This window comes from uncultured Oribacterium sp. (assembly GCF_902481605.1).
Lineage (GTDB): Bacteria > Bacillota > Clostridia > Lachnospirales > Lachnospiraceae > Oribacterium > Oribacterium sinus.
Window position 1 is genome coordinate 1 of the sequence record NZ_CABSXI010000028.1, and the last position, 23,237, is coordinate 23,237.

General features: G+C 45.5%; 25 protein-coding genes. 2 read left to right on the plus strand and 23 right to left on the minus strand.

Features of this window, described 5'->3' with window-relative positions:
- Positions 1 to 101 precede the first annotated feature (101 nt).
- The 9 genes from RDQ32_RS06280 to RDQ32_RS06320 all read right to left on the minus strand — a co-directional run bounded on the left by RDQ32_RS06280 (position 102) and on the right by RDQ32_RS06320 (position 8,755).
- A complete protein-coding gene (locus RDQ32_RS06280; RefSeq protein WP_308579533.1) occupies positions 102 to 1,586 on the minus strand; it encodes an aldehyde dehydrogenase family protein in 1,485 nt (494 codons plus the stop codon).
- A gap of 265 nt (positions 1,587 to 1,851) precedes the next feature.
- Positions 1,852 to 2,736, minus strand: a complete 885-nt coding sequence (locus RDQ32_RS06285; RefSeq protein WP_308579534.1) for a late competence development ComFB family protein — start codon at positions 2,734 to 2,736, stop codon at positions 1,852 to 1,854.
- A complete protein-coding gene (locus RDQ32_RS06290) occupies positions 2,736 to 3,518 on the minus strand; it encodes a ParA family protein (protein WP_007156848.1) in 783 nt (260 codons plus the stop codon). Before RDQ32_RS06290 ends, RDQ32_RS06285 begins: the two co-directional genes overlap by 1 nt.
- A 70-nt stretch (positions 3,519 to 3,588) precedes the next feature.
- Positions 3,589 to 4,695 (minus strand): hypothetical protein, encoded by a 1,107-nt coding sequence (locus RDQ32_RS06295; RefSeq protein ID WP_308579535.1) that lies wholly within the window; start codon positions 4,693 to 4,695, stop codon positions 3,589 to 3,591.
- A 252-nt stretch (positions 4,696 to 4,947) separates the two neighbouring features.
- On the minus strand, positions 4,948 to 5,904 hold the full coding sequence (locus RDQ32_RS06300; protein ID WP_308579536.1) for a chemotaxis protein: 957 nt from the start codon (positions 5,902 to 5,904) through the stop codon (positions 4,948 to 4,950).
- Between the two features lie 79 nt (positions 5,905 to 5,983).
- Positions 5,984 to 6,472, minus strand: a complete 489-nt coding sequence (locus RDQ32_RS06305; protein ID WP_007156851.1) for a chemotaxis protein CheD — start codon at positions 6,470 to 6,472, stop codon at positions 5,984 to 5,986.
- A 3-nt stretch (positions 6,473 to 6,475) separates the two neighbouring features.
- Positions 6,476 to 7,093, minus strand: a complete 618-nt coding sequence (locus RDQ32_RS06310; RefSeq protein WP_007156852.1) for a chemotaxis protein CheC — start codon at positions 7,091 to 7,093, stop codon at positions 6,476 to 6,478.
- 81 nt (positions 7,094 to 7,174) lie between these two features.
- Positions 7,175 to 7,966 (minus strand): flagellar hook-basal body complex protein, encoded by a 792-nt coding sequence (locus RDQ32_RS06315; RefSeq protein WP_308579537.1) that lies wholly within the window; start codon positions 7,964 to 7,966, stop codon positions 7,175 to 7,177.
- 18 nt (positions 7,967 to 7,984) lie between these two features.
- Positions 7,985 to 8,755, minus strand: a complete 771-nt coding sequence (locus tag RDQ32_RS06320) for a flagellar hook-basal body protein (RefSeq protein WP_007156854.1) — start codon at positions 8,753 to 8,755, stop codon at positions 7,985 to 7,987.
- Between the two features lie 734 nt (positions 8,756 to 9,489).
- On the opposite strand from RDQ32_RS06320, the gene RDQ32_RS06325 reads away from it, so the two are divergent.
- Positions 9,490 to 9,786 (plus strand): antitoxin, encoded by a 297-nt coding sequence (locus RDQ32_RS06325; protein WP_183682907.1) that lies wholly within the window; start codon positions 9,490 to 9,492, stop codon positions 9,784 to 9,786.
- Positions 9,734 to 10,186 (plus strand): PIN domain-containing protein, encoded by a 453-nt coding sequence (locus tag RDQ32_RS06330; RefSeq protein WP_308579538.1) that lies wholly within the window; start codon positions 9,734 to 9,736, stop codon positions 10,184 to 10,186. Before RDQ32_RS06325 ends, RDQ32_RS06330 begins: the two co-directional genes overlap by 53 nt.
- 491 nt (positions 10,187 to 10,677) lie before the next feature.
- Here the strand turns inward: RDQ32_RS06330 and RDQ32_RS06335 are convergent, their stop codons facing one another.
- The 14 genes from RDQ32_RS06335 to RDQ32_RS06400 all read right to left on the minus strand — a co-directional run bounded on the left by RDQ32_RS06335 (position 10,678) and on the right by RDQ32_RS06400 (position 23,162).
- Positions 10,678 to 11,457 carry a sigma-70 family RNA polymerase sigma factor gene (locus RDQ32_RS06335; protein ID WP_007156860.1) on the minus strand — a complete coding sequence of 260 codons (780 nt, stop codon included), beginning with the start codon at positions 11,455 to 11,457 and terminating at the stop codon, positions 10,678 to 10,680.
- A 104-nt stretch (positions 11,458 to 11,561) separates the two neighbouring features.
- Complete coding sequence (gene flhA, locus RDQ32_RS06340) at positions 11,562 to 13,715, minus strand: flagellar biosynthesis protein FlhA (RefSeq protein ID WP_308579539.1); 2,154 nt, start codon at positions 13,713 to 13,715, stop codon at positions 11,562 to 11,564.
- Positions 13,708 to 14,793, minus strand: coding sequence for a flagellar biosynthesis protein FlhB (gene flhB, locus RDQ32_RS06345; RefSeq protein ID WP_308579540.1), 1,086 nt, complete (start codon positions 14,791 to 14,793; stop codon positions 13,708 to 13,710). Before flhB ends, flhA begins: the two co-directional genes overlap by 8 nt.
- Positions 14,794 to 15,110: 317 nt before the next feature.
- Positions 15,111 to 15,863 carry a flagellar biosynthetic protein FliR gene (locus RDQ32_RS06350; RefSeq protein WP_308579541.1) on the minus strand — a complete coding sequence of 251 codons (753 nt, stop codon included), beginning with the start codon at positions 15,861 to 15,863 and terminating at the stop codon, positions 15,111 to 15,113.
- Between the two features lies 1 nt (position 15,864).
- Positions 15,865 to 16,131, minus strand: coding sequence for a flagellar biosynthetic protein FliQ (locus RDQ32_RS06355; protein ID WP_007156864.1), 267 nt, complete (start codon positions 16,129 to 16,131; stop codon positions 15,865 to 15,867).
- 15 nt (positions 16,132 to 16,146) lie between these two features.
- On the minus strand, positions 16,147 to 16,803 hold the full coding sequence (gene fliP / locus RDQ32_RS06360) for a flagellar type III secretion system pore protein FliP (protein WP_308579542.1): 657 nt from the start codon (positions 16,801 to 16,803) through the stop codon (positions 16,147 to 16,149).
- Between the two features lie 2 nt (positions 16,804 to 16,805).
- Positions 16,806 to 17,243, minus strand: coding sequence for a flagellar biosynthetic protein FliO (locus RDQ32_RS06365; protein ID WP_308579543.1), 438 nt, complete (start codon positions 17,241 to 17,243; stop codon positions 16,806 to 16,808).
- Complete coding sequence (gene fliN, locus RDQ32_RS06370) at positions 17,243 to 18,670, minus strand: flagellar motor switch protein FliN (RefSeq protein ID WP_308579544.1); 1,428 nt, start codon at positions 18,668 to 18,670, stop codon at positions 17,243 to 17,245. Before fliN ends, RDQ32_RS06365 begins: the two co-directional genes overlap by 1 nt.
- 47 nt (positions 18,671 to 18,717) lie before the next feature.
- Positions 18,718 to 19,167 carry a flagellar basal body rod protein FlgC gene (flgC, locus tag RDQ32_RS06375; protein WP_183682884.1) on the minus strand — a complete coding sequence of 150 codons (450 nt, stop codon included), beginning with the start codon at positions 19,165 to 19,167 and terminating at the stop codon, positions 18,718 to 18,720.
- Positions 19,168 to 19,193: 26 nt separating this feature from the next.
- Complete coding sequence (locus RDQ32_RS06380; protein ID WP_007156869.1) at positions 19,194 to 19,559, minus strand: response regulator; 366 nt, start codon at positions 19,557 to 19,559, stop codon at positions 19,194 to 19,196.
- Positions 19,560 to 19,629: 70 nt separating this feature from the next.
- Positions 19,630 to 20,817: a FliM/FliN family flagellar motor switch protein gene (locus RDQ32_RS06385; RefSeq protein WP_308579545.1), complete on the minus strand. Its 1,188-nt coding sequence runs from the start codon at positions 20,815 to 20,817 to the stop codon at positions 19,630 to 19,632.
- Between the two features lie 88 nt (positions 20,818 to 20,905).
- Entirely contained in the window at positions 20,906 to 22,054 is a 1,149-nt protein-coding gene (locus RDQ32_RS06390) for a flagellar motor protein MotB (protein ID WP_308579546.1), read from the minus strand.
- Entirely contained in the window at positions 22,054 to 22,878 is an 825-nt protein-coding gene (locus RDQ32_RS06395) for a motility protein A (protein WP_304069794.1), read from the minus strand. The genes RDQ32_RS06390 and RDQ32_RS06395 overlap by 1 nt, the downstream gene beginning before the upstream one ends.
- 38 nt (positions 22,879 to 22,916) lie before the next feature.
- Entirely contained in the window at positions 22,917 to 23,162 is a 246-nt protein-coding gene (locus RDQ32_RS06400; protein ID WP_007156873.1) for a flagellar FlbD family protein, read from the minus strand.
- Positions 23,163 to 23,237: the final 75 nt, after the last annotated feature.

Sequence of the window (23,237 nt, forward strand, 5' to 3'; positions counted from 1 at the left end):
GTGCCCCAAATTTAGACCTATATTGCTTAGAAAACTATTTTGATTTTTTACAGCCTCTTCTCTATTTTGTTCTTTGGAAATTTGTTTAGATATTTCGTATTTTACTTCTTCGGATAGAAGCCGGAGGGCTCTTCCTTCAGGTTAATCAAAATATTCTTCATCTGGGTGTAGTGTTCCAGGATAACCTTATGGGTTTCTCTTCCTACACCGGAGGTCTTGTAACCGCCGAAGGGGGCTCCTGCCGGAATGGCGTTGTAGGTATTTACCCACATTCTTCCGGTTTCAATGGCTCTGGATACGCGGATAGCCCGGTTAATGTCTCTGGTCCATACCGCACCGCCCAAACCGAAGTCGGAGTCATTGGCCATGGCAATCACTTCTTCCTCTGTCTTAAACTTGATGATAACCGCTACCGGTCCGAAGATTTCTTCTCTTGCCGCCTTCATGCTGTTATCAACATTTACCAAAAGGGTAGGTCTGTAGAAGGCGCCCTTGGAAAGCTCTCCCTCATCAAAAACTCTTCCGCCACAGGCAATCTTAGCGCCATCCTGTACCGCTATATCCACGCAGGACTGAATCTTTTCTACCTGCTTGTCGTTCACCTGAGATCCCATCTGGGTATCCGGATCCAATGGATTTCCTACCTTTACCTTATTGAACTGCTCTACCGCTGCCTCTACGAAGCGGTCGTAAATGTCCTCATGGACAAAGACACGGGAGCCTGCACAGCAAACCTGTCCCTGGTTAAAGAGAATTCCCAGCTGTAAGCCGTCGATAGCCATATCGAAATCGCAGTCCGGGAAGAAAATATTGGCAGACTTTCCTCCCAGCTCCAGAGTTGCCGGAATCAGCTTTTCTGCCGCTGCCTTTGCCACACTGTAGCCCACCTCTGTGGAACCGGTAAAGGCCAGCTTTCTAAAGCCCTTGTGCTCCAGCATATACTGTCCGGACTTGGAACCTGCACCGGAGATAATGTTGATTACGCCCTTCGGTACAATATCCTTAATCAGCTTCATCAACTCCAATACACTAAGAGGTGTAGCGGAGCTGGTTTTTAAAACGGTACAGCATCCGGAAGCCAGTACCGGTGCCAGCTTCCAAGCCGCCATCAGGAAGGGGAAGTTCCAGGGTACAATCTGTCCCACTACGCCGATGGGCTCCCGAATTATCAGGGAAAGGGTATTCTCATCAAAGAAGCTGGCGGAATCCTCCTCCGTTCGAATCGCTCCCGCAAAGTAACGGAAGTGATCCGCCGCAAAGGGAACATCAATATTCATGGTTTCCCGGATGGGCTTTCCGTTATCCAAGCTCTCCACCTTTGCCAGATGCTCCTTATTTTTGTCAATCACATCCGCAATATCCAAAAGAATATTGGAACGGTGAATCTTATCCAGCTTCTTCCAGCCTTCAAAGGCCTTCCATGCCGCATTCACTGCTCTATCCACATCTTCTCTTGTAGCCTCAGCCACCTTAGCCAAAGCCTCTCCTGTAGCAGGAGAATAAGTGGTAAAAGTCGCCTTATCCGAACTCTCGCAAAACTCTCCGTCAATAAACAATCCATATTGTTCCTGTAATCCGTATGCCATAAAAAATTCCTTTCTTTACTAAATGTGTCAGGGGAAAAATGACATTTCCGCCTTTATATCCCATCTATTTGCTAGGATTTATTGTATCATTATAAATACAAATAAAACAAGAGCTTTCCTTTCGGAAAGCCCTTAAAAAAATATAAATTGTTTATATAATTTTTTGAATCAATTTCGGGATTTTGTAGTAAGCAAGAAATACCGGAAAATGCCATAATTCCGTTTATTCCGCATATATTTAAACCGCTACAGAAAAAGGACATCCTTATGCTATCCCCTGACTGTTCTTCAGATTCTTTCTCTCCTCCGCGTCAAACTTGGTAGTGTCTCTACCTCTGTTCGGATCATGGTGAGGATGCATCTTAACCTCCAGTACCGCCTTTAACATCGCTACAAAAATATCAGACTGGTACTTGCTCTGATAGAAACCGATCATAGGAGAGGTCTTGTCCTTATCCAGCACCACATATTTTGCAGGAAGCTGGGTGAGAGACAGAGCGGTCACATCCGCAATACACTTATCGCAGGTACAGCCTCCGTGCTTTTGAATCAAGCCTCGTACGTCCTTGGTTTTAAGGATATCCAGCATCACATTTACAATGTGGAACTCAGGTTCCGGCTCATCATATTCCGCCAGAAGCTTCTTCTCCAGATTCAACTGAATTTCGTTGGTGATTTTATCATTTTCGGAAGACTCATCAATAACGGTAATCTTGCTCTTTTTGTAGGAAGGAAGGGATGCCGGCTCCTCTTTTTCATGATTCTCCGCCCTACTTTCCTCTTCTAAAGCTCTTTGGAGCTCTTCTTTCTGCTTTTCCTCTTTCTGCTTTTCTGCCTTCTCGGCTTCTTTCTTATGCTCTTCCTTCATCTGCTCTTCCTTCACATCGAAGTTATCCACAGCAGATTGGAAATTGCTTACCGCACCGTCAAAGTGCTCTGCAGCCTCTTTGGTTTTCTTTGCCGCCTCGTGGAAGTCGGAAAGCATAGCAGGATCTATCGTAACGCCTGGGGTTCCGGAAGCATTCCCTCCGGCATTTGCCTGTGCACTTCCTCCGGCCTGCTCAAGGGCTTCCTCCGCTACAGGAGCGGAGGTTAATAAATTCAATACATGGGATGTTTTGTTGGATTTCGTTGTCTTCTTTGTAGCCATTATCCGATCACCTCTCTTAAATGGATATCCTCTGCGATTTCCTCAATGAATCTTGCGTAATCGGTTACCGCAGGAGAACGTTTGTTGTAGGAAAAAATATCTTCTCCGTGGGCCGGTGCTTCCGCAATGGCCACACCGGGACGAATCTTCGTTTCGAAAACCTTGGTGGAAATCTGTTCCGCTAGGCCTCCTGCCATTTCCTCCACGTCTCTTGCCAAAGTGGTTCTCTTGTCAAACTTGTTCAAAAGAATCCCTAAGACCTTTAAATCCTTATTAAGCCCCTGTTTTACCGTATCAATGGTTTCCCGTAGCTGTGACAATCCTACCAAAGACAGGATATCCGAGGACATGGGAATAATTAAGAAATTCGATACGGCGTAGGCATTGATGGTTAATAAATTCAATGCCGGGGGAGTATCAATCACCACATAGTCATAATAATCCATCAAAGGTTGCAGCATTTCCTTCAAAGCCACTTCTCGCTTTCCGGGAGCCAGCTTTTCCAGTCCTGTGGTGGAAAGGGAAATGTCGGAGGGTAAAATATCGCATTTTTTCAGTCGGCGAATCGCCTGCTGCACCCGAACCTTACCCTGTAAGGCATCCAATATTGTGGTGGGGTTGCTTCCCTCTAAGCCCATACAAAAGCCTAAGTTTCCCTGTGGGTCTAAATCAATGCCCAAAACCTTAGCTCCACGGTCTGCCAGTCCTGCGCAGATGGCTGCCGAAGTGGTGGTTTTTCCTACGCCTCCCTTTTGATTGGATACTGTGATAATGATTGACAAAATGAACCTCCCTGCATCAAAAAATCCTGACTAAGCAAACGAAACAGCATGCTTAGGGAAAAGATTTTTCTTATGCACCTTCCTGTGATGAATAGAAAGAAAGTTCTTCCTTTGTAAAGTTCTTTAAGCCCTCCGTGATACCTGCCTCATCCAGATTAAAACGCTTTCCCGGATAGCTTTCCCCGTATTGATTCTTCAGGGTCAGCAGCTCACTTTGGTACAAGGATTGGGAGATACTGTCGGAAAATGAACGATACTCCGGGTCTCCGTAGGCATTTGCCCCGGTGGACAGGGAGAAAATCTGCTCCAATCCCGCATTCTTTGTGACACGGAAAATGGAATCGCTGTTCCCGTTATGCCGATAAACTACCGGCTCCCCCGTTAAATTGTTCTTTCTCAGTTCTACCTGATAAGCGCCGTTGGCTTCCTCTTCTAAGAGGGCCGCAAGGCTTCTCTCCTTGTTCTGTGCTACAGAACTTCCCTTCTGCTCTGGTAACTTCTCTTGATAGAGGATAACGGATAATACGGATTTCGGTTCTTCTTTTCCCTCTTCCACGGCTTCTTTATAAAGAACAAGGTCCTTATAGCCGTCCTGATCCATATCGATTAAGGCAAAGGATTTTGGAAAAACTTCCTCTCCGGTGAGAGTCTTTTCGGAGCTTTCCGGATCCGCCACATCCACCGCCTGCTTCTTTCCGAAGTCCTTGGTCTTGTCCTTTTCCAGCTCTTCTCTAAGCATCTGACGATACTTATTGAAGTTCACAAGCTCTTTTCCTTCCTTCCCGATATAGGTTTTACCATCCTTGGAAAACTCTTCTTCCAAAAGTCTTCCGTCCTGATCAAAGAAATACTCTGTCTTGTCCTCCGGATCCACATACTTTCCTGTGGTCATCAGGCCGCCGCTACCGATATGGTAGGACTGTCCGTTATAGTTAATCCACTCATTTTCCAAAGGAGTATTCGGTCCCAGCATAAAATACCAAGATTCTCCCTGCTGCACCCATTCTCCGTCCGAAGCACTGACCTCTGCAAAGGCAGGCACTGCGGATAAGCACAATGCGGAAAGACCGAACAGGAAAGCCGCACCCTTCTTGGAAAAGCGACAACGGGACAAAGCGTCCTTTCCTTTTCGGGAAAGAGTCTTTGTCTCCTTCTGCATAAATCCTTTAATCTTCATCCCTTATCTCCTCCATTATACCCAATTCAAAATCCAATGTATAGTATATTGAACAAAAAGGACGAAAGAACTTCTTTCTTCCTGAAAGTGCTCCTCCGTCCTTGGTCCATCTCAATTCTTATTATATCTTTTCACTTCTGTCCAGTGAAATTTTTCTAACATTCTCTACTGTTCAGTATAAGCCACTCGGCATACTCTGCCGTTCCGTAAAACTTTCCAAACTACTATACTGTTCAGTGAAATTGTTCCTGATTACTCTTCATTTCTGAAGCCTGCATGCTCAGACTCCAAGAAGCGCTTGATTAAAACGTCCAAAACCTCTACCAGGTGGCCGATTTCCGGCTTGGTCAGCTGCTCGTCCGCTCCTACTTCTTTTCCCTTAACCCGCATCTGATCGTTGATTAAGGAAGAGAAGATTACAACAGGAATTCTCTTCAGACGCATATCTTGTTTTACCAGCTTGGTAAGACGATGTCCGTCCATGATAGGCATCTCAATATCGGTGATTAAGACATTTGCCTTTCTGTAAAGATCCGGATCGTTCTTGAGAGAGGAAAGATAGTCCCAACACTCCTGTCCGTTGTTAAAGATTTTAACATCCTTAAATCCAGCCTTCTGTAAAGAAGTACCGATCATCTTCTGAAGAAGTACAGAGTCCTCCGCAATGATTACCGGAGCTGTGGTAATGTCTCTTTCACCCATCTGCTCGATTTCTTCAATCTGGATGCTGGTTTCCGGAGAAATTTCCGCAACAATCTTCTCGAAATCCAAGATGGTAACCAGCTGGTTATCGCACTGGGCAATACCGGTAGCTACGGATTCTGCACCATTTGCCAAGGTACGATCCGGCTTCTGGATGCTCTGCCAGGAAATACGGCTGATGCCTTCGATAGAATCCACACGGAAAGCTACCATCATTTTATTAAAATGTGTGATAATGAACAGATCTCTTGCTCCCTGCTCCGGTGTAGCGCCGGTCAGGTAGTTCGCCAGGTTGATTACGGTAATCAGCTGCTCTCTCGGCTTGAAAAATCCCTCTACGGAAGGATGAGAATGGGGCATAGGCTTAATCTTTTCAGTCATCATGATTTCTTTTACCTTAGCCACATTGATTCCGTAAAACTCTCCCAGAACACGAAACTTCATAATCTCAATTTCGTTGGTTCCGGACTCTAATAAAATGCCTTCCTTTTCGTTTTTCTTCTTCATTTCTATAATCCTCTCCCTTTTCGTTCTTCCCTGAACCCGGGACTAGCCTCTTGCCCGCATTACAGTTTGTTATCTATCCTTAAATCCGAACATCATCCCGTCCGTAGGTCCGTATTAACACTTCCCCCGTTCCGGTGTCCAGACTCATGGTCCTTGCATAATTTGCGCCGGTGTCTTCCGCCACCAGCTGTATTCCCTCTTCCCGAAGAATTTTTTTAACACTTTCAATATTTCGCTGTCCAATGTTTCCGAAGCCCGCATTTCCGCTGATTTCGAACATCTTGGCTCCTCCTGCAATTTTCACCGTGGTACGACTTTTCACCATACCGAAGGCTGCCATTTTTCGGAGGGTTTCCCTAATCCCCGTATCCGCATATTTGAATACGTTGGGATCCGATAAATTGACCTGTTCCGGCAACATGATATGAAGTAATGCCCCCAGCTTGATATAAGAATCATAAAAGGCCAGTCCTATACAGGAGCCTAAAGCGTAGGTAATAATCACTCCCTCTCCTCGGGTTAACTTCATGTCGCCAATCCCTACCTTGAGCTGTTTCTCCAAAAGCATGGTTTACACTCCCAGCTTTTCCAGAATCGTATTCAAGGAGCTTATATCAGGTAACATCAAAAGCCACGAGGGAAGACTTTTGCCATCCATGACAAATTCCGCATTACAATACATCAGCTTATCCGTTTCATAGCCAAACTCCACCATGGGAACGGTAAGAATTCCTCCCAGCATATTCACTGTACTGCTGGGCACCGACAGATTTAAGTCCACATGCACCAAATCCGAGAAGGCATTGATGTAGGAGCAAATGACGATATTTCCTACCTCCGCCAGTGCAGAAAAGGCCATGGAATCCATCTCGGCAAATTTGTCGTAGTTCTTATCCAACAGTTTTTCCAAAACCGTATTGGCAAAGTTTCGGTCATAGAGGAAAAGCATCAAACCGTTTAAATCTCCGGACATTTGCACCAGAGTGGCTCCTACGATTTCTTCCTCATCGCCGATTCGTTTTACCGCCCCGTTATAGCCCAAAATCTGCACCTGGGGAATGGTAATCCGTACTTCTTTTTGGAGTAATTGGGAAAGGGCCGTTGCTGCATGTCCCGTTCCTATACTTCCAATCTCCTTCATCACATCCAGTTCCTGAAGGTTCATGTCTTCATAACGATTAATCTTCATTCTTTACTCCACTCCTTTGGATTCTCTTTCCTTCCATTCCTTGGTTCCTTTGCTTTGAAAGAATGAGTAAGTCTTTAGCTATTATCCTCTAAGCTGGTTAATGGTACCTTCCACTTCATCGGAGGTCTGAACCATCTTTAAGGCATAGGTAAAGGCTCTCTGGCTTTCAATCAGTCTGGTCATCTCCTTTGCCATATCGGTTCCGGAGCTTTCCAGTGTTCCGGACTCCAAAACAGGATTCTGTATTACAGAATCTTTGTTGTTTTGGTCTCCCGGACGAATCGCCAACTCATTATCGCCCTTATTTACTAATCGGCTCGGATAGTTGATTGTATAAACACCAATTTTCTGCTTTACTTCCTCGGTGGCATTGTTGGCATTTGCCGTATTTCCACCGGTCTGTCCTGCCGCTTCAATCGCCTTTAAAGCAGTGTCATCCGCCAGCATCTTCTTTCCGTTTTCATCCAAAACATGCTTTCCGGACTCTGTAAAAAGGTAGAACTTTCCGTCCGGCATTTCTCCTGCATGAAAATGTCCGTTTCTGGTATAGGTAATCTCCCCGGAGGAAGGATCCTGCAACTTGAAGAAAGCATTGGCATTTCCGATAGCATAGTCATTAGGCTGTCCTGTAGTATGAAAAGCCGCAGGACTATACTCCGTATTGGTACGAACCACCGCGGTTCCCGCCTCTGCCTGCAAATCGGTCTTTGCTTCCGGAGAATCGTTTAAGTTATAGTTAATCAGATCGGAAAAAATAGCATTTTTCGGCTTAAAAGCGGTATTGTTGATATTGGCAAGGTTATTGGAAATAACTCCCATCTTCTTTTGGCTGGCATCTGCTCCCAGAGCCCCCACATAGAAGGACATATTCATCTTAGTTTCTCCTTATATTTAAATTCGTCCCACATCGGAGCTGGCTTTCGCCATTACCGTGTCATACATTCTCAGCATCTGTGCCGCACTTTGCAGTGCTCTTTGGGAACTCATCATGGTAGTCATTTCATCCACCATGTTTACATTGGATTTTTCCAGCATTTTCCAGTTAATACTGCTGTCTGCCGGCTTTTTCAGCTCTGTCTGGTTTGTGGAAAAGAGGTTATTGTCCTCCTTATGTAAAGCGTTATAATCCGCAAAATCCACCACCTTCAGAGTACCGTAAACGGTTCTGGTATTACCCGTACTGTTGGGATCAAAGATGGAACCGTCCGGATCGATGGCAAAGTTATCATTGGGAAGCACGATATCGTGACCTTCCTCACTCTGTACCTTTCCAACCCCTGCCAGCTCTAACACACCGTTTTCATTCACAGAGAAGGCTCCTCCTCTGGTATAGCGGGTTCCCTGGGGGGTGCTGACCGCGAAAAATCCCTTTCCGGAAATGGCGGTATCGTATATTCCGTCCGTAAGCTCATAGGAACCCTGCTCATAGTCCGTATAGGTCTTGGATGCGGACTTGATTCTGGAAGCCACCGCCAAATCCTCAGGTCCCTTCTTATTGTATTTTCCGGTTCGAATCATCATTTCTTCTTTAAATGTGCTGCTCACCATGGTGTCTTTCTTATATCCGGAGGTCTGGATATTCACCATGTTGTTACTGATATTGTTGAGATTTCTCCTTTGGGTAATCATCCCGGAGGCTAAGTCATAGAATCCTTGATACATTCCTTTTCCTTTCTGTAGACAAGAATCTTTAATCTTCTCTCTTATATCGACAGGCTTTCGGAAAATATTAAGGGGGATTTGGGGGGAAATGGAGAAAATGGCGAGTAGGGCTGGTCGCCTGAAGGAGAGGGGGAAGAGGGGGAAACACGGGTCGCCTGAAGGAGAGGGGGAGGAAGAATGAGGAACGAGGTGCCTGAAGGCTAGGGGAAGGAGGATGAGGTACGAGGCGCCTGAAGGCTAGGAGGAGGAAGAAAGACACGCTCTCGCTAAACCTCGCCTCGTAGCGGTACTAAGGAGTAAGCTTCGTTTCACTTGCTTCCTCCAAGTACCGACGGGCTCACATTGTCTTTCTTCCTCCCCCCTACCCTTCAGGCTGTTGGCTTTCACCACTTTTGACTACTCTACTCTCCATTTCTCTTCACTTGCCCAAGTACTGACAGGCTCACATTGTCTTTCTCCGCCCCCTCTCCTTCGGGCTATTGGATTGCCTACTTTCCCTTTCTCTCTACTTTCCCCAAGTACCGAGGGTTCACTTTATCTTTCTCCGTCCCCCCTCCCCTTCGGGCTATTGGACTACCACACTCTCCTAAACAGCTTCTCAACTTAAATTATATTGAACGAAAAAAACATTATTTTGAAGCAATTTATCTTATTTTCATTTCATATTGTTGCATATTAATCTTATTTTCTTTATTATATTATCAATACTAATGAATTTTTGGAGGAGGATATTTATGAAAACCATCAGTATTCGGTTAGAAGATCATGTCTATGATGAGTTGGATGAAATGCTTGGTGAAATGGGACAAAGTAAGCAAAGCTTCTATGAGACCTATACTAAAACTGCGCTTCGAGAGAGAAGTATACCTTTTGTAGTCTGCGCCCCCCGAAAAGACGAAGCTTTACCAAAAAAAGAAAAAATGGAAGCCTTTCAACGTCTTGAAAGATTAAGATTATCTGCAGAAGGAGTCTTGGATTATGAAAAAGAACGAGCAAATGCTACAGAAGAAAAATATAAAGATTTTTCTTGATACCAATGTCCTTTTAAACTACATCACCAATCGAGAGGACGATGAATTAGAAGCTTCTATAGAGATTATTAAATCTTGTGCCTTCGGCCAATATGAGGGGTATATTTCCTTACAATGTTTACCAACCATATGGTTCGTTCTTCGAAAATATGACAATGAGACAAAAAGATCTGCTTTAAGAGAGTTATGTTCTATCTTTGCCATAGTTAAAATCTCTCAAATGGAAGTTCTTGATGCTATTAATCATACTGTATTTACGGATTTTGAGGATTGTTTACAATCTAAATGTGCCAAAGAAGCCGACGCAGACTTTATTATCACCTGTAATGGTAAGGATTTCTTGCACTCCGAAGTAAGAGCTCTAAGTCCTAATCAATTTTTGAATTTATTTGCCTATTAACAATAGACTAAACAAAAGAACTACAATATCATCATAGTCATCAAAAACTATATAATGCAAACTTTACTATACTCAGAAAATGTAAAGACATTAGAGCATACTAACAGCCTATGGGATAGGAGGAATAAGGAAAGACAATGTGAGCCCGTCGGCACTTAAGCAAGGGAACGGAAAGAGGGAGTAGAACAGTTAAGATTTGGGAAATCCAACAGCCTGAAGAATAGGGGGAACGCTAAAGACAATGTGAGCCCGTCGGTACTTGGAGGAAGCAAGTGAAACGAAGCTTACTCCTTAGTACCGCTACGAGGCGAGGTTTAGCGGGAGCGTGTCTTTCGCGTTTCCCCTATTCTTCAGGCGTCCCATGCCGCTCTTTTCTCCTTCCGCTTCCGCTAGCCGGCTGACCTGTCTTTTTCCATCCCCCTATCCTTTAGGCGTCCCATGCCGCTCTTTCTCTTTCCCCTCCACCTATCAAAAGAGGACTAAGCAAACGCTTAGTCCTCTCCATGTTCTCCCATATACTTCCGCAGCTTACGGATAGCAATGCTATGCAGCTGGGATACGCGGGGCTGAGATACTTCCATTACCTCCGCAATCTGGTTCATATTCAATTCTTCCACATAATATAAGGAAATAACCAGCTTTTCCTTTTCCTGTAAGGATTCAATGGCCTCTGTAAGCGCGCGGACATTTTCCTTCTGCATAAAGCTGAATTCCGGTTGGGTGCTGTGATCCTCGGAAGGAATCTGCAGGAGGGTTTCATTTCCCTCATCGTAGGTCATATCCAGGGAAAGCACATTGACCATGTTGCTCATTCTCTGAATCTTCTGCAGCTTCTTCACGTTCATATTCAGATAGTCTGCCAGCTCTTCATCCGTAGGGGCTCTTCCCAGACGATTGTTCAGCTCTACCGTGGCGGTTTCAATGGAACGGCTGTCCTTATGGAAATTTCGGGGAAGCCAGTCATTTTTCCGCATCATATCAATAACCATTCCCCGGATACGTCGGGAAATAAAGGTCTCGAACTTATTGTCCTTACTCTCATCATAGCGTTCGATAGCCCGCATGATTTCGATTACGCCTTCGTTTACAATATCATCGGTCTGCATGAAATCATGGTACATTTCCCGCATTTGATAAGCAATAGAGCGCACGATGTAAACGTAGCGCATGGTAAGCTCCTGCTTGACCTCTTGGGAGCCGGTCTCCTTATAGAGGGCAAAAAGCTCCTCATTTGATTTTTCTTCCAGTTGGGAATAATTCAACACGTTCAATCTCAACCCCTCTTTCCCTTCGTACTCTACTCTTTTTCTTACTCCTGCATGTAGGTCTTTTAAAGTAGAGTCTCAAGTAAGATTTTTAAAATTTTTTTATTACATTAAGCGGTTCCCTTTTCCTCCAGGTCATCCTCCAAACGAAGGCTTCCGATGGCCTGAATCTGCACGTTGCTTGCTACCTCATTAAAGGAAAGCACCCGCACATTGGGATAGAACTGCTCTATCAAATGATAGAAATGAATGCGCATCACCTGGGAGGTGAGAATCAGAGGAGGACTGGATAAATTATTAAACTTCCTGCTTTCCTCCGCCACCTGACGAATCAGACTCTGTAAGAGTTCCGGGCTTAAGGCCAGATAAAGGCCGTTTTCTCCTCTGGCCAGAGAGTTTACCATGGTTCTCTCCAGGCCTGCATCCAGGGTAATCACCTTCATGTTACCGTCTTCACAATACATTCTGGTAATGGTTCTCTTTAATGAAGCACGAACCTTTTCCACAATCTGATCCGTATCCTTCACCGGCAATCCGGTTTCGCTGATACATTCAAACATGGTCTCTACTATGGTTTCCAAGTCCTTGATGGAAACCCCTTCTCGCAAAAGGGTAGTCAGTACCTTTTGCAAAAGGTTGTAGCTGATGACTCCCGGAAAGGCTTCTTCACAAAGCTCCGGTGCGGTTTTCTTTAAGTTTTCCACCAGACGAACCACTTCCTGTCTGGTCATCAACTCATAGGCATGCCGTTTAATGGTTTCCGATAAGTGAGAAAGCATTACGGACAGCGGGTCGATTACCGTATAACCGTAAAGCTCCGCCCTCTCCCGGTTTTCCGGTCGAATCCACTTGGAAGGGATACCGTAGGCCGGCTCAATGGTTTCAATACCATCGATGGCATCCTCCACATCGTCCGGCTCCAGCGCCAGTACATAATCTGTCAGGATTTCACCCTTGGCGATTTCCTCCCCCTTAATCTTAATGCTGTATTCATTGGTTCCCAGGCTGGAGGAATCTCTTAAACGGATGGAGGGTACCACAAAGCCGATATCCTGAGCATACTGTCTTCGGAAAATGACGATTCTCTGAATCAATCTTCCTCCTACGGACTCATCCGCCAAGGGAATCAAGCTATAGCCGAAGTCCATTTCAATGGGTTCCACCTGTAGAAGGTTGTAGACATTATTAACATCCTTGAAGTAATCCTCCTCGGATTCCGCAGGAGCCGAAGCTGCTTCTCCCTGGGCTTCCTGGGGCTGGGGAGGCGCTTCCATACTGGGTAACAAACCTTCCCCTTCCGTCCTTGCCCGCTCCGGCTCTTCCTTGATTCTCTTTTCCAGGAAGTATCCTGCCGCGATAAAGCCTCCGGCAACAGGAAGAATCTGTAAAATCGGCATTCCCGGAATCAGCATCAGTACGCCCATGGCAATTCCCGTAATCATCATGGCACGGGGCTGCTGGGTGAACTGCTTGGAAACGTCCTCATTTAAGGAGCCTTCGGATACTGCACGGGTTACAATCATACCGGTGGAAACGGAAATCAAAAGAGAAGGAATCTGTCCTACCAGACCGTCTCCCACGGTGGCGATAGAATAGGTAGAAAGCACGGTAGCCACCGGCTGTCCTGACTGGACAATACCGATAATACTACCACCCACCAGGTTGATGGCGGTGGTAATGAGAGACATGACACCGTCTCCCTTTACAATCTTGGTAGCACCGTCCATGGAACCGTAGAAGTCGGATTCTCTCTGAATCTTCTCTCTTCGCTCTCTGGCCTGCTTCTCCGTAATCATTCCGGAGGAAAGATCCGCGTCAATGGCCATCTGCTTACCGGGCATCGCATCCAACTTGAATCGGGCTGCTACTTCGGATACACGCTCCGCACCCTTGGTAATAACGATAAACTGCATCAATACGATAATCAGGTAAATAATCAAACCTACTACCACGTTTCCTCGTACCACGAAGTCTCCGAAGGCCTTAATAATCGCTCCGGAAGAACCGCCGTTGGTTAAGATATTTCTGGTTGTGGAAACGTTGATTCCCAACCGGAAAAGGGTGGTAATTAAAAGTAAGGACGGGAAAATAGACAATTCCAGCGGTTCCCGAATCGTCATGGTAATCACTAGAATCATCATGGAAATGGCCATATTCACCACAATCGCCACGTCAACCATGATGGCGGGGAGGGGAATAATGAGGAGCAATATGAGAACCAGTACGAAAAGTACTACTCCATTTTGCAAAATGTTTTTAACCATCCCTGTTATCTTCCTTCGCTCTTTCTAAAATATCCTGTCTGTTTTCTTTCTGGTAGATATACACTAAGATTTCCGCTACAGCCCCGTAAAAATCTCCGGGGATTTCTTTGCCCACATGACAAAGGGGGTACATCGCCCGGGCCAGAGGCTTATTCTCAATGGCCGTTACGCCATTGGCTTCTCCTACAGCCACAATTCTCAAGGCCAATTCATCCTGTCCCTTTGCCAACACCACCGGGGCGGTGTTTTTGTCCGGATCATACTTAATGGCAATAGCCAAGTGCTCCGGGTTTCGAATAATCACATCCGCGTCCGGAACCTGCTGCATCATTCGCTGATTGGCTCTGGCACGCATTTGCTGCTTCATTCTACCCTTGATTTCCGGATTTCCTTCCAGCATCTTGTACTCGTCTTTTACTTCCTGTTTGGTCATCTTTAAGTTATTTTCATATTCCCACTTCTGATACATAAAGTCGAAAAGGGCAATAATCAAAAAGACTCCGCAAACCCTGGTAATCAGGTCGAACATCATGGACACCAGGGCCAGACTGGAATTTTGGATATCCATGTGCACCATCTTGGCAATGGGAATGATATCCGCCTTAATGATGGAATAGAGGAAATTAATGAGAATAATAATCTTCAAAATATTCTTCAATAATTCCACTACATTTTTCTTGGAAAAAATCCTTCCTAAGCCCTGCATGGGGTTTAGCTTGGAAAACTTAGGCGTTAATAATTTAAAACTGATGTTGAATCTGGTCTGTACCAGGCTGGCTATTACACCAAGGAACATCGTCACCAGCAACAAAGGCATGGCGGACTTCACAAAAAGCCAGGTGAAGCGCAGATACAGCTTATTGGAAATAGGGCTGGGCTCATCCAAAAGCTCTAAAATATAGGAAAGAAAATTCCTCAAATCCTTATAGATGAAGGGCATCATAAAGCGGACAGCATAAAACACGCCGAATAAAACCGCTACAGTGACAATGTCTCTACTTTGAAAAACATTACCTTCCTTTCTGGCGTCACTTCGCTTTTTTTCGGAAGGCGCTTCGGTCTTGTCGCCGTCTGCCACTGTTAACCCTCTCTTTCCCCAGTATTCCTATTCTTTTACATCTTGATGAGTTTAGCTAATGCATTTCAATTCGTCTATAGGCAATTTCACTAGTTTTTAAGTTTTTTTTAATTCAGCTTATGCTTTTCCCCTGAAAAATCAAAAGAAAAATTAAAAATATTCATTATTTCAATCCTTCTGATTTTAGGCTATTTTTTCCTCTGCTTAAACTTGGCTGTTTCTCTTGCTATTTTACGGTTTCTTAAATTTTTGGTCCCTTTTCCACTTTTTTCTAAAGCGTCCCATAACTTTTTTCTAAAGCAATCCCATAACTTTTTCTAAAGCAGTCCCATGACCTTATTCAGACTCTCAAAGGCAAATGCTATAAAGTCCTTCATCTTATCCGTAATGGGAATCAAAAGAAAGTAAAGCATGGAAAAGCCCAGAATGATTTTCAGCTGGAAGTTCACCGCGAAAATGTTAATCTGGGGAATTATACGCATAAGAATACCCAAAGCAATCTCGGACATCAGTTCCAAGCCCATAATCGGGAAGGCCAGTTCCAAGCCCATCTTCATGGAAGCCACAAAGAGGGAAAGCATCAGCTTCGGCATCAATAAAAGCTTTATGGAAATTCCTCCAAAGGGATGGGTGTCAATGGTTTGGAACAAAAGCTCCAAAAACCGCAGATGCCCGTCCATGGAAAAAAACAAAAGCATCATAAAACCGTAGAAAAGTCCCGTACTCACCGTAGCCTGGGATCCGCTTTGGGGGTCGAAAACCTGAGCCATGTTTAAGCCCATGGAAAAATCCATAATGGATGTAGCAAAACGCAGACAGGTAAAGGCCAGCTCCATGGCAAAGCCCAGACAGAAGCCTACGAAAAGCTCCTTTAAAAGCATAAAGCCATACTCCAGAATACTTCCCGGCATATGATGAAGCTCTCCGCCGATATGCACATAGCAAATGGCGGAAAGCATAAAAATCAGCGCTGCCCTGGCACGACGGGGATAATCCGTTCTTCCAAAGATCGGATTAAAGGCAATGGCTCCTGTCATTCGCATGACAATAAAGGAAAATAAGACCAGCATATTATCCTCCTGCCACCATTTTCATAATCATGGTAAAGAAATCCTGCATGGTCTTTAAGAGGGTTCCTCCCAAAACCGTCAGCATGATAATAATGGCAATAAGCTTCGGAACAAAGGTCAGCGTCTGCTCATTGATGGAGGTTGCCGCCTGAAAGATGGCAATCACGATACCCAAAATCATGCTCACCAAAAGGAAGGGCATGGCAATCCTTAGGGACAGCATAAAGGTTTGGTTCATAATATCTAAAATTTCCGCACTATCCAGCATTTTCTTCCCCTTTCCCTATCGGAAACTGTTGACCACACTGGAAAAAAGCAGGTTCCATCCATCTACGGTAATAAAAAGCAAAAGCTTAAAGGGCATAGACACCATGGCGGGAGGCAACATTACCATACCCATAGCCATCAAGGTGGTGGATACCACCACGTCAATTAAGAGGAAGGGCAGGTAAATCAAAAAGCCGGCGGTAAAGCCTCTTTTCAGCTCCGAAGTCATAAAAGCGGGGGTTACCACGGTTAAGGGATAATCCTTCGGATCCTTTTGCAGCTCCACCTTACTCATGGATACAAAACGATCCAGGGTGGCCTTTTCCGTATTTCGGAGCATAAACTCCTTCATATCCTTCCCCATAATATTTAAAGCTTCTTCCTGGGTAACCGTTCCCTTCTTATAAGGTTCATAAGCCTCCGCATTAATTTTATTCAAGGTGGGGCTCATGATGTAGAGAGTCAAAAAGAAAGCAATCCCCGCCAAAACCATGTTGGGAGGGGTTTGCTGAACACCCATGGCGTTTCTGGTAAAGGATAAAATGATGATGATTCTGGTGAAGGAAGTCATCATAATCACAATGGAAGGCAGTAAAGCCACAAGGGTTAATAAGTAGATCAGTTCCAGGGTAGGAACGGAACCGCCATTTAATCCCGACAATAATTCATTCATCCTTATACCTCACTATCCAAATCGGAAGCGGAAGCTTTCTCCTCTTCCCCATTCCATGCGCCGGCGGCATTCTTTACTTCATTCTTTCCTTGCAGCTTCTTTTGAATCAGCTTTGCCCCTTCCTTTTGAAATACGGAAAGAAAGCTTTCTCCGTTCCCCAAGGGATTCTCTCCCTCATAGTCCTCCTGCAATTCGGTAATCAGTCTCATTCCTTCAGGTCCTGACGCCACAAGGAGACAGCGGTTCTCCTTCTCTAAACGAAGGATAAACAGCTGTCTGTCCTGAGATACCTGTATATGGTCAACCACTTGCATGTATCGACTTTTTTGAAACATTCTTCCGTACTTTCCGATAAAACGATGTAGAGCCCAAGCTCCTAAAAGGAAGAGACAGAAGAGTAAAAAACCGGACACAAGGGAGATGATATCCTGTTGAAACATTATAGGCTCTCCTGATTAATGTCTTTCTTCAAAATCTCGGTGATACGAATACCGAAGTTTTCTTCTACTACTACGATGTCTCCTCTGGCAATGCACTCTCCGTTTACGTAGAGGTCTGCCTGCTCTCCTGCCATCTTGTCCAATACCACCAGAGAACCCTGGGTAAAGTCTAAGATATCCTTTACCAGCTTTCTGGTCCTTCCGATTTCTACGGAAATCTCTAAAGGTACCTTCATCAGCATTTCTCTGTTGTCAGGATTTTCTCCTGCTTCTCCACCCTCATTCTCGAATTCTCTGGAATTTAATGGTTTAATCAGAGATGGCTCGGAAGATTTTGCTTCCTTATTCTTTCCTCCCTGAATATCCCGAATCAGCTCCAGCATCTGGGTCTGAGACTGTTGCATCTGGTTTAAAAGCTGCAAGGTGAGAGGATCCTGATAAGCCACACCCTGAGGCATAGCCATCATCTGGGGAGCCATCTGAGCCGGTGCAGGCTGAGGAGCTGCTGCGGGCTGTGGTGCAGGAGCTGCCGCTTCTGCAACCGGTGCAGGTGCTGCCGCTACCGGTTCCGGAGCAGCTGCAGGCTCTGCTGCAGGAGCGGCTGCCGTTTTAGAGGCGCCCTCTCCGTTTTGCTCTGCCAATAAGCTGGCCAGTAAAGCATCCGCCGTTGCCTGGTCGATAGGACCGGACTTTGCCGGCATCGGAGCTTCCTCTGCCGCAGGTGCTTCCGCTTCTTCTGCAGCCGGTGCTTCCGCTGCAGGCTCTTCTACTTGAGGCGATACAGCTTCCTCACTACTGGCAACCACCTCATCATCTTCCTCTTCTCCCATACCAAACTGGGCGGTAAAGGGCTTCAAAAGCTTCTTTACCAAATCCACAGACATGATATTTAAGAATTCACTCTTTAAGTTATCTTCGATTTCCAGGGTGAAGCGGATAACAACATTCTCTTCATTCCCTTCGAAATACTTGTCTTTAAATGCAGCGCCGTCTGTGATTTCGTAAGAAATGGGGGTAGAAATATCTACGGTTGTTCCCAGGAACTCAGAAAGAGCGGTAGCCGAAGCTCCCATCATCTGGTTCATTGCCTCACGAATCGCACTGGCGTTGATTTCGTCCATGACGAATTCATCTTCCGGAATCTCCGAACCCATCATCATAGAAACGATGATACGAACGTCGTTCCGGGAAAACATCATGATGTTTCTGCCATCAATTCCTTGAACGTATGCAATTTCAACTCCTATTGCCGGCTCTAATTCCCGAAACTCAAAGTTTTCTTTGTTTTTCACCTGCACAACAGGAGTAGTAATATTAACTTTAGTGCCAAGAAGAGTGGATATTGCCGTTGCTGACGCCCCAAGGCTGATATTCATAATCTCGCCTATGGCATCGATTTCCATTTCATTGAAGCTATTCGCACCCATCTAACTTACTCCTTTAATTCTCAGTTTCCTGTTCCTATCGCCCCTTCTTACTTACCGATGTCCAGCGCTCTTTGTGCCATGGTTTTCATGGCATTCAAAGCGGTAACATTGGCTTCATAAGAACGAGTGGCAGACATGGAGTCCACCGTCTCCTTCAAAATATCCACATTGGGGTAGTTTACATAGCCCTGCGCATCCGCATCAGGATGATTGGGGTTATAAACCCTCTTCATCTCCCGATCGTCGGTAATGACACCCTGAACACGAACTCCCGCATGCTGTCCCCGGAAGCCCTTGCCATTTTGCGCATTTCGAAGGGCCTGCTGGAAGGAGCGTTCTCCGAAGCTTTCCAGTACTACATCTTTTCTCTTGTATGCACCGCCTGCTTCGGTTCTGGTGGTATCCACATTGGCAATATTTTCTGCCGCAATGTCCATTCTGACTCTCTGAGCGCTCATCCCTGATGCACTAATATCGAATGAATTTAAAAATGACATGTTCTTCCTCTACTCTCTTTACTTGCCTAACCTAAAATGTTCTTTACGGTGGAAGTAATTCTCTCTGCATTAAAGGGCTTTACAACGAAATCCTTTGCTCCGGACTTAATTGCATCCACTACCATGCTCTCCTGTCCCATCGCGGTGCACATTACAACCTTCGCATCAGGATGTGCTTCTCTGATCTTCTTCAGAGCCTGCAATCCATCCATGTTGGGCATGGTAATGTCCATGATCACAAGATCAGGATTCTCTTCTTCAAACTTCTTTACTGCTTCCATGCCATCCTGTGCTTCCACGAAGGTGCAATCAGCAAAGCCGCCCTTTGTAAGGGAGTTCTTTACCATCATTCGCATGAACGCTGCATCATCTACTAACAAAATCTTTGCCATCTTCGTTTCTCCTATCCTTATACTAAGCTTTTTTTATATCTCTATGGCAGTTTCCTGCCTTAAGACCAGTTTATTCCTCATCATCCAGAGAAGGCTCCGGATCCAGTAAATCCTGAATGTCTTGTGCCATCACATTCATCGGTGAAATTTCTTCTTCCGGAATCTCTTCCGTTTCCCCTTCCTTCGCTACCCCGTCGGAAAGCGCTTCCATCGCCTTATCATCCTTTTGAATAATTCGGTCTTCAATCCGAATGGCAATGTTTTTCTTATATACTCCCATCTTTCCGGTAAACCAGGGCTGTCTTCCTACATAGAGCTTTACAGCGGAATTCTTCGCCTTGTTTAAGTCGATGACATCCCCCACCTTTAAATGATAGAGATCTTCAATGTCCAACTTGACAACGCCAAGCTGTCCTGTCATCGGGAAACTGGAAGCCTTCAAATGTTCCATAATGGTATCTTGGTTGTTCTCGTAAGCAAAGCCTCTGGCCAGATGTTTCCGGTTATCAATAATCTTAAACATATGTTCCAGAAGGGTTCCGGGAAGACAGATTCGGATTCTTTCCATGGCTAAACCGGAAATATCCACATTCATCACTGCCAGCACTACGGTTTCATCCAATCCGACTTCCTGTACCATGGAGGGGTTGGTTTCTATCTTTGCAATCTTAAACTCTGCAGAAATATAGTTACTGAAACCATCTCCCAGAGCATGGACGATGTATTCCATGATTCTCTTATAGAGAGCCATCTCCACATCGGTGTAGCGGTAATCCTCTTCCGTCTTTATGACAGAATCGCTTCCTCCCAACATGTGGCTTACCAATGTCAACGTAAGTCCCGGTGAGATGTAACTCATCATAGGTACATTGCTCTTTCCCTTGTCCTGCACATAGGTGTCTACTATCGTCATACAGTCATTTTCATGGAAGGCATTGACATATTCGTAGTATCTTGTCTCTCTTAACTCTAAAACCGTAATATCCGTCATGGTACGGAAAATACCATTCACCTGAGAGGTTAAAATTCTTGCATAGTTATCGAAGATACTCCTCAATAATCGAATTTTATCTTTGGTGAACTTTCTCGGACTGTAGAAGTCGTATTTGCTATACGTTTCTTCTTCCTTCTGCACTTCTTCTTTCTTTGTCTCCAAAACCTCTGCAGGTTTTTCTTCCACCTTTTCTTCTTTGGGTGGTCCGTCCTGCATGGATTTCAGAAGCGCATCAATTTGGCTTTGGGATAAGACGTCTGCCATTCAATAACCTCTTCTTCTTCCTACTGTAAGAAAATCGCGCTTTTCTTACATAACCCCTTTCTCATACTCCCTTAGCCCTGCTAAAGGATTAAGACTTAGCTTTTCCTCCAAGTCCTTTCAAGAAGTCTCCCAGTATTTTTTTGATGTTTCCTGCAATACTGTTCTCTTCTTTCTCCCCGGGAATTTCTCGGGAAACACCGGCAACCTGCGGTGTCTTTTCTTTGGCCATGGCCTGTTGGCCGCCTGCCTCAGCGCCTGTGCTTGTAGCAGCACCTGCCGTATTAGTCCCCTCAGCAGCGCCTGCGGTGTCCGCCCCGGCTGCGGGGCTTCCTTCTCCGGCGGGCGCAGCTCCCTCTGCGGGTGCAGCGCCTTCCTGGGGAGTGGCATTGCCTCCTGCTTCTTCTGCCTTAATATTCTCCGGCACACCATCGGTAACGATGGTTTTGTCTGCATTGGCTCCGCTGTAGTACTCCTCGAAGTACTCATTAATATTACGGATTTCTGCGCCTTCGTCAATAAGCAAAATTTCCACTCTTCGATTCTTGGCTCTTCCCTCCGATGTAGCGTTATCCGCTATAGGGTGGAACTGTCCGTAACCGATGCTGACCAGCTTATCCGGGGAGATGATTCCTCTTCCCTGAATGAAGAGACAAACCTCCGCTGCACGCATAACCGACAAGATTCTATCGTTTCTCGGGTTATTGGCTCTTTCCGGATCTGCCTGGGCGGTATGACCCATAACATTAACCTGAGACAGCTTGTTTGCATCTGGTGCTATAGTATCACAAAATATGGATAAAGTCTCCTGTCCTTGTGGAGTAATTACCGAGCTGTCTCCGGCAAAAAATGCCTTATCTTTAAATACCACAAAGGTGTAATCTTGTCCACGGGAAACTTCAACGCCGTCAATACCTGCCCCATTCAAAGCCTGGGCAATCTGTAGATACAATTCATTAATATTGTTTGGATCTACCGTATTTTCCGGGGCTCCGCTGTCTCCTATTTCTCCGGCAGGCTCATCCTTATTGGTGGCCTGACCGTTAATAATAATCTGCTCCGCCGACTTATCTCCCGGGCGTCCGTTGGGGAAAATGGAACGTACAAACACATCCCACTTTGCCGAGTCGATACTGGACATGGAGTAAAGAAGCACGAAGAAGGTCATTAAGAGGGTAACCAGGTCCCCGTAGGTGTCCATCCAGGATCCACCTTCGTCTCCTCCACCTCGTTTCTTCATTACTTGTCTCCTCCTCCGGCATCTCCGCCTGCCGCTCCGGCCTTAGCCAAAAGCTTCTTCTGCTGCTTCTGGGCAAGGGAAGCCAAAAGTCTTTCCCGGATAACCTTGGGGTTATCTCCGGACTGAATGGCGATAACACCTTCGATAATAATGGAGCAGTATAAAACCTCTTCATTGTCCTTGATGGTTAGCTTCTGGGCAATGGGGTGGAAAAGCACGTTACTCATGGCAGAACCGTAGAAGGTGGTGATTAAGGCAACACCCATGTCCTGTCCCAGGGTACTGGCTCCGCCGCCGGAACCGGAAAGGTCCATACCCTTTAACATGTTTACCAGACCTACCAGGGTTCCGATCATACCGAAGGCCGGCGCCAGAGCGGATCCCTTTACATAAAGACCTTTCGCTTCTTCATGTCTGGTCATCATATCTTCTACCTGATGTTCCAGAGAGGCACGTACCTTATCCGGATCATTGGCATCTACAATCATGACTACGGCTTGTTTAAAGAAGGGCTCCTTGATTTCTTCCGCCTTTTCTTCCAAAGCCAGCAAACCGCTCTGTCTGGCAATCAAAGCCAAATCCACCAGGGCATCCACGGTTTGCGGTACATTATATTTTTTTCCTCCTCGAAAGCAGATTCCGATATGCTTCGGAATTTCCTTAATGATTCGGAATGGGTAGCAGGCGATTAACGCCGCTATTGTTCCTCCAACTACGATCAGGGCACTGGGTGCGTCCCAGAAGTTCCCCAACTTCGGCATGGTAATACCACTAATGATTAAGGCAATAGCGATAATCCAGCCTAACAGCATTGAAATGTCCATACTTATTGACTAGCCTCCTTGCTTCCTATGCGCTCTTCCTAAGCTTCTCTTTCTTTCCCCTTAATTTCATGTACGTCTTCTCCCTCATGAAATTTATCCTCAAAAGTAAGACACTTTCTTAGGAAACCCTGAACCTGCTCAATAATCGACTCCACGCTATCTCTTACCAGATAGAAATCTCCGTTTGCCAGCTTAACCTTGGTTTCCGGAATGCGGCGAATGTAAAGGATTTGAAAATAATTCAAAAACACTTCTTCCCCGTTTAATTTTGTTAGGCGTATCATGATTTCCTCCTTTCGTCTACTTACACAGCAGAAGCCTTCCTTTGTTGGAAACGGATTTTTCTTCTTTTCAGAAGC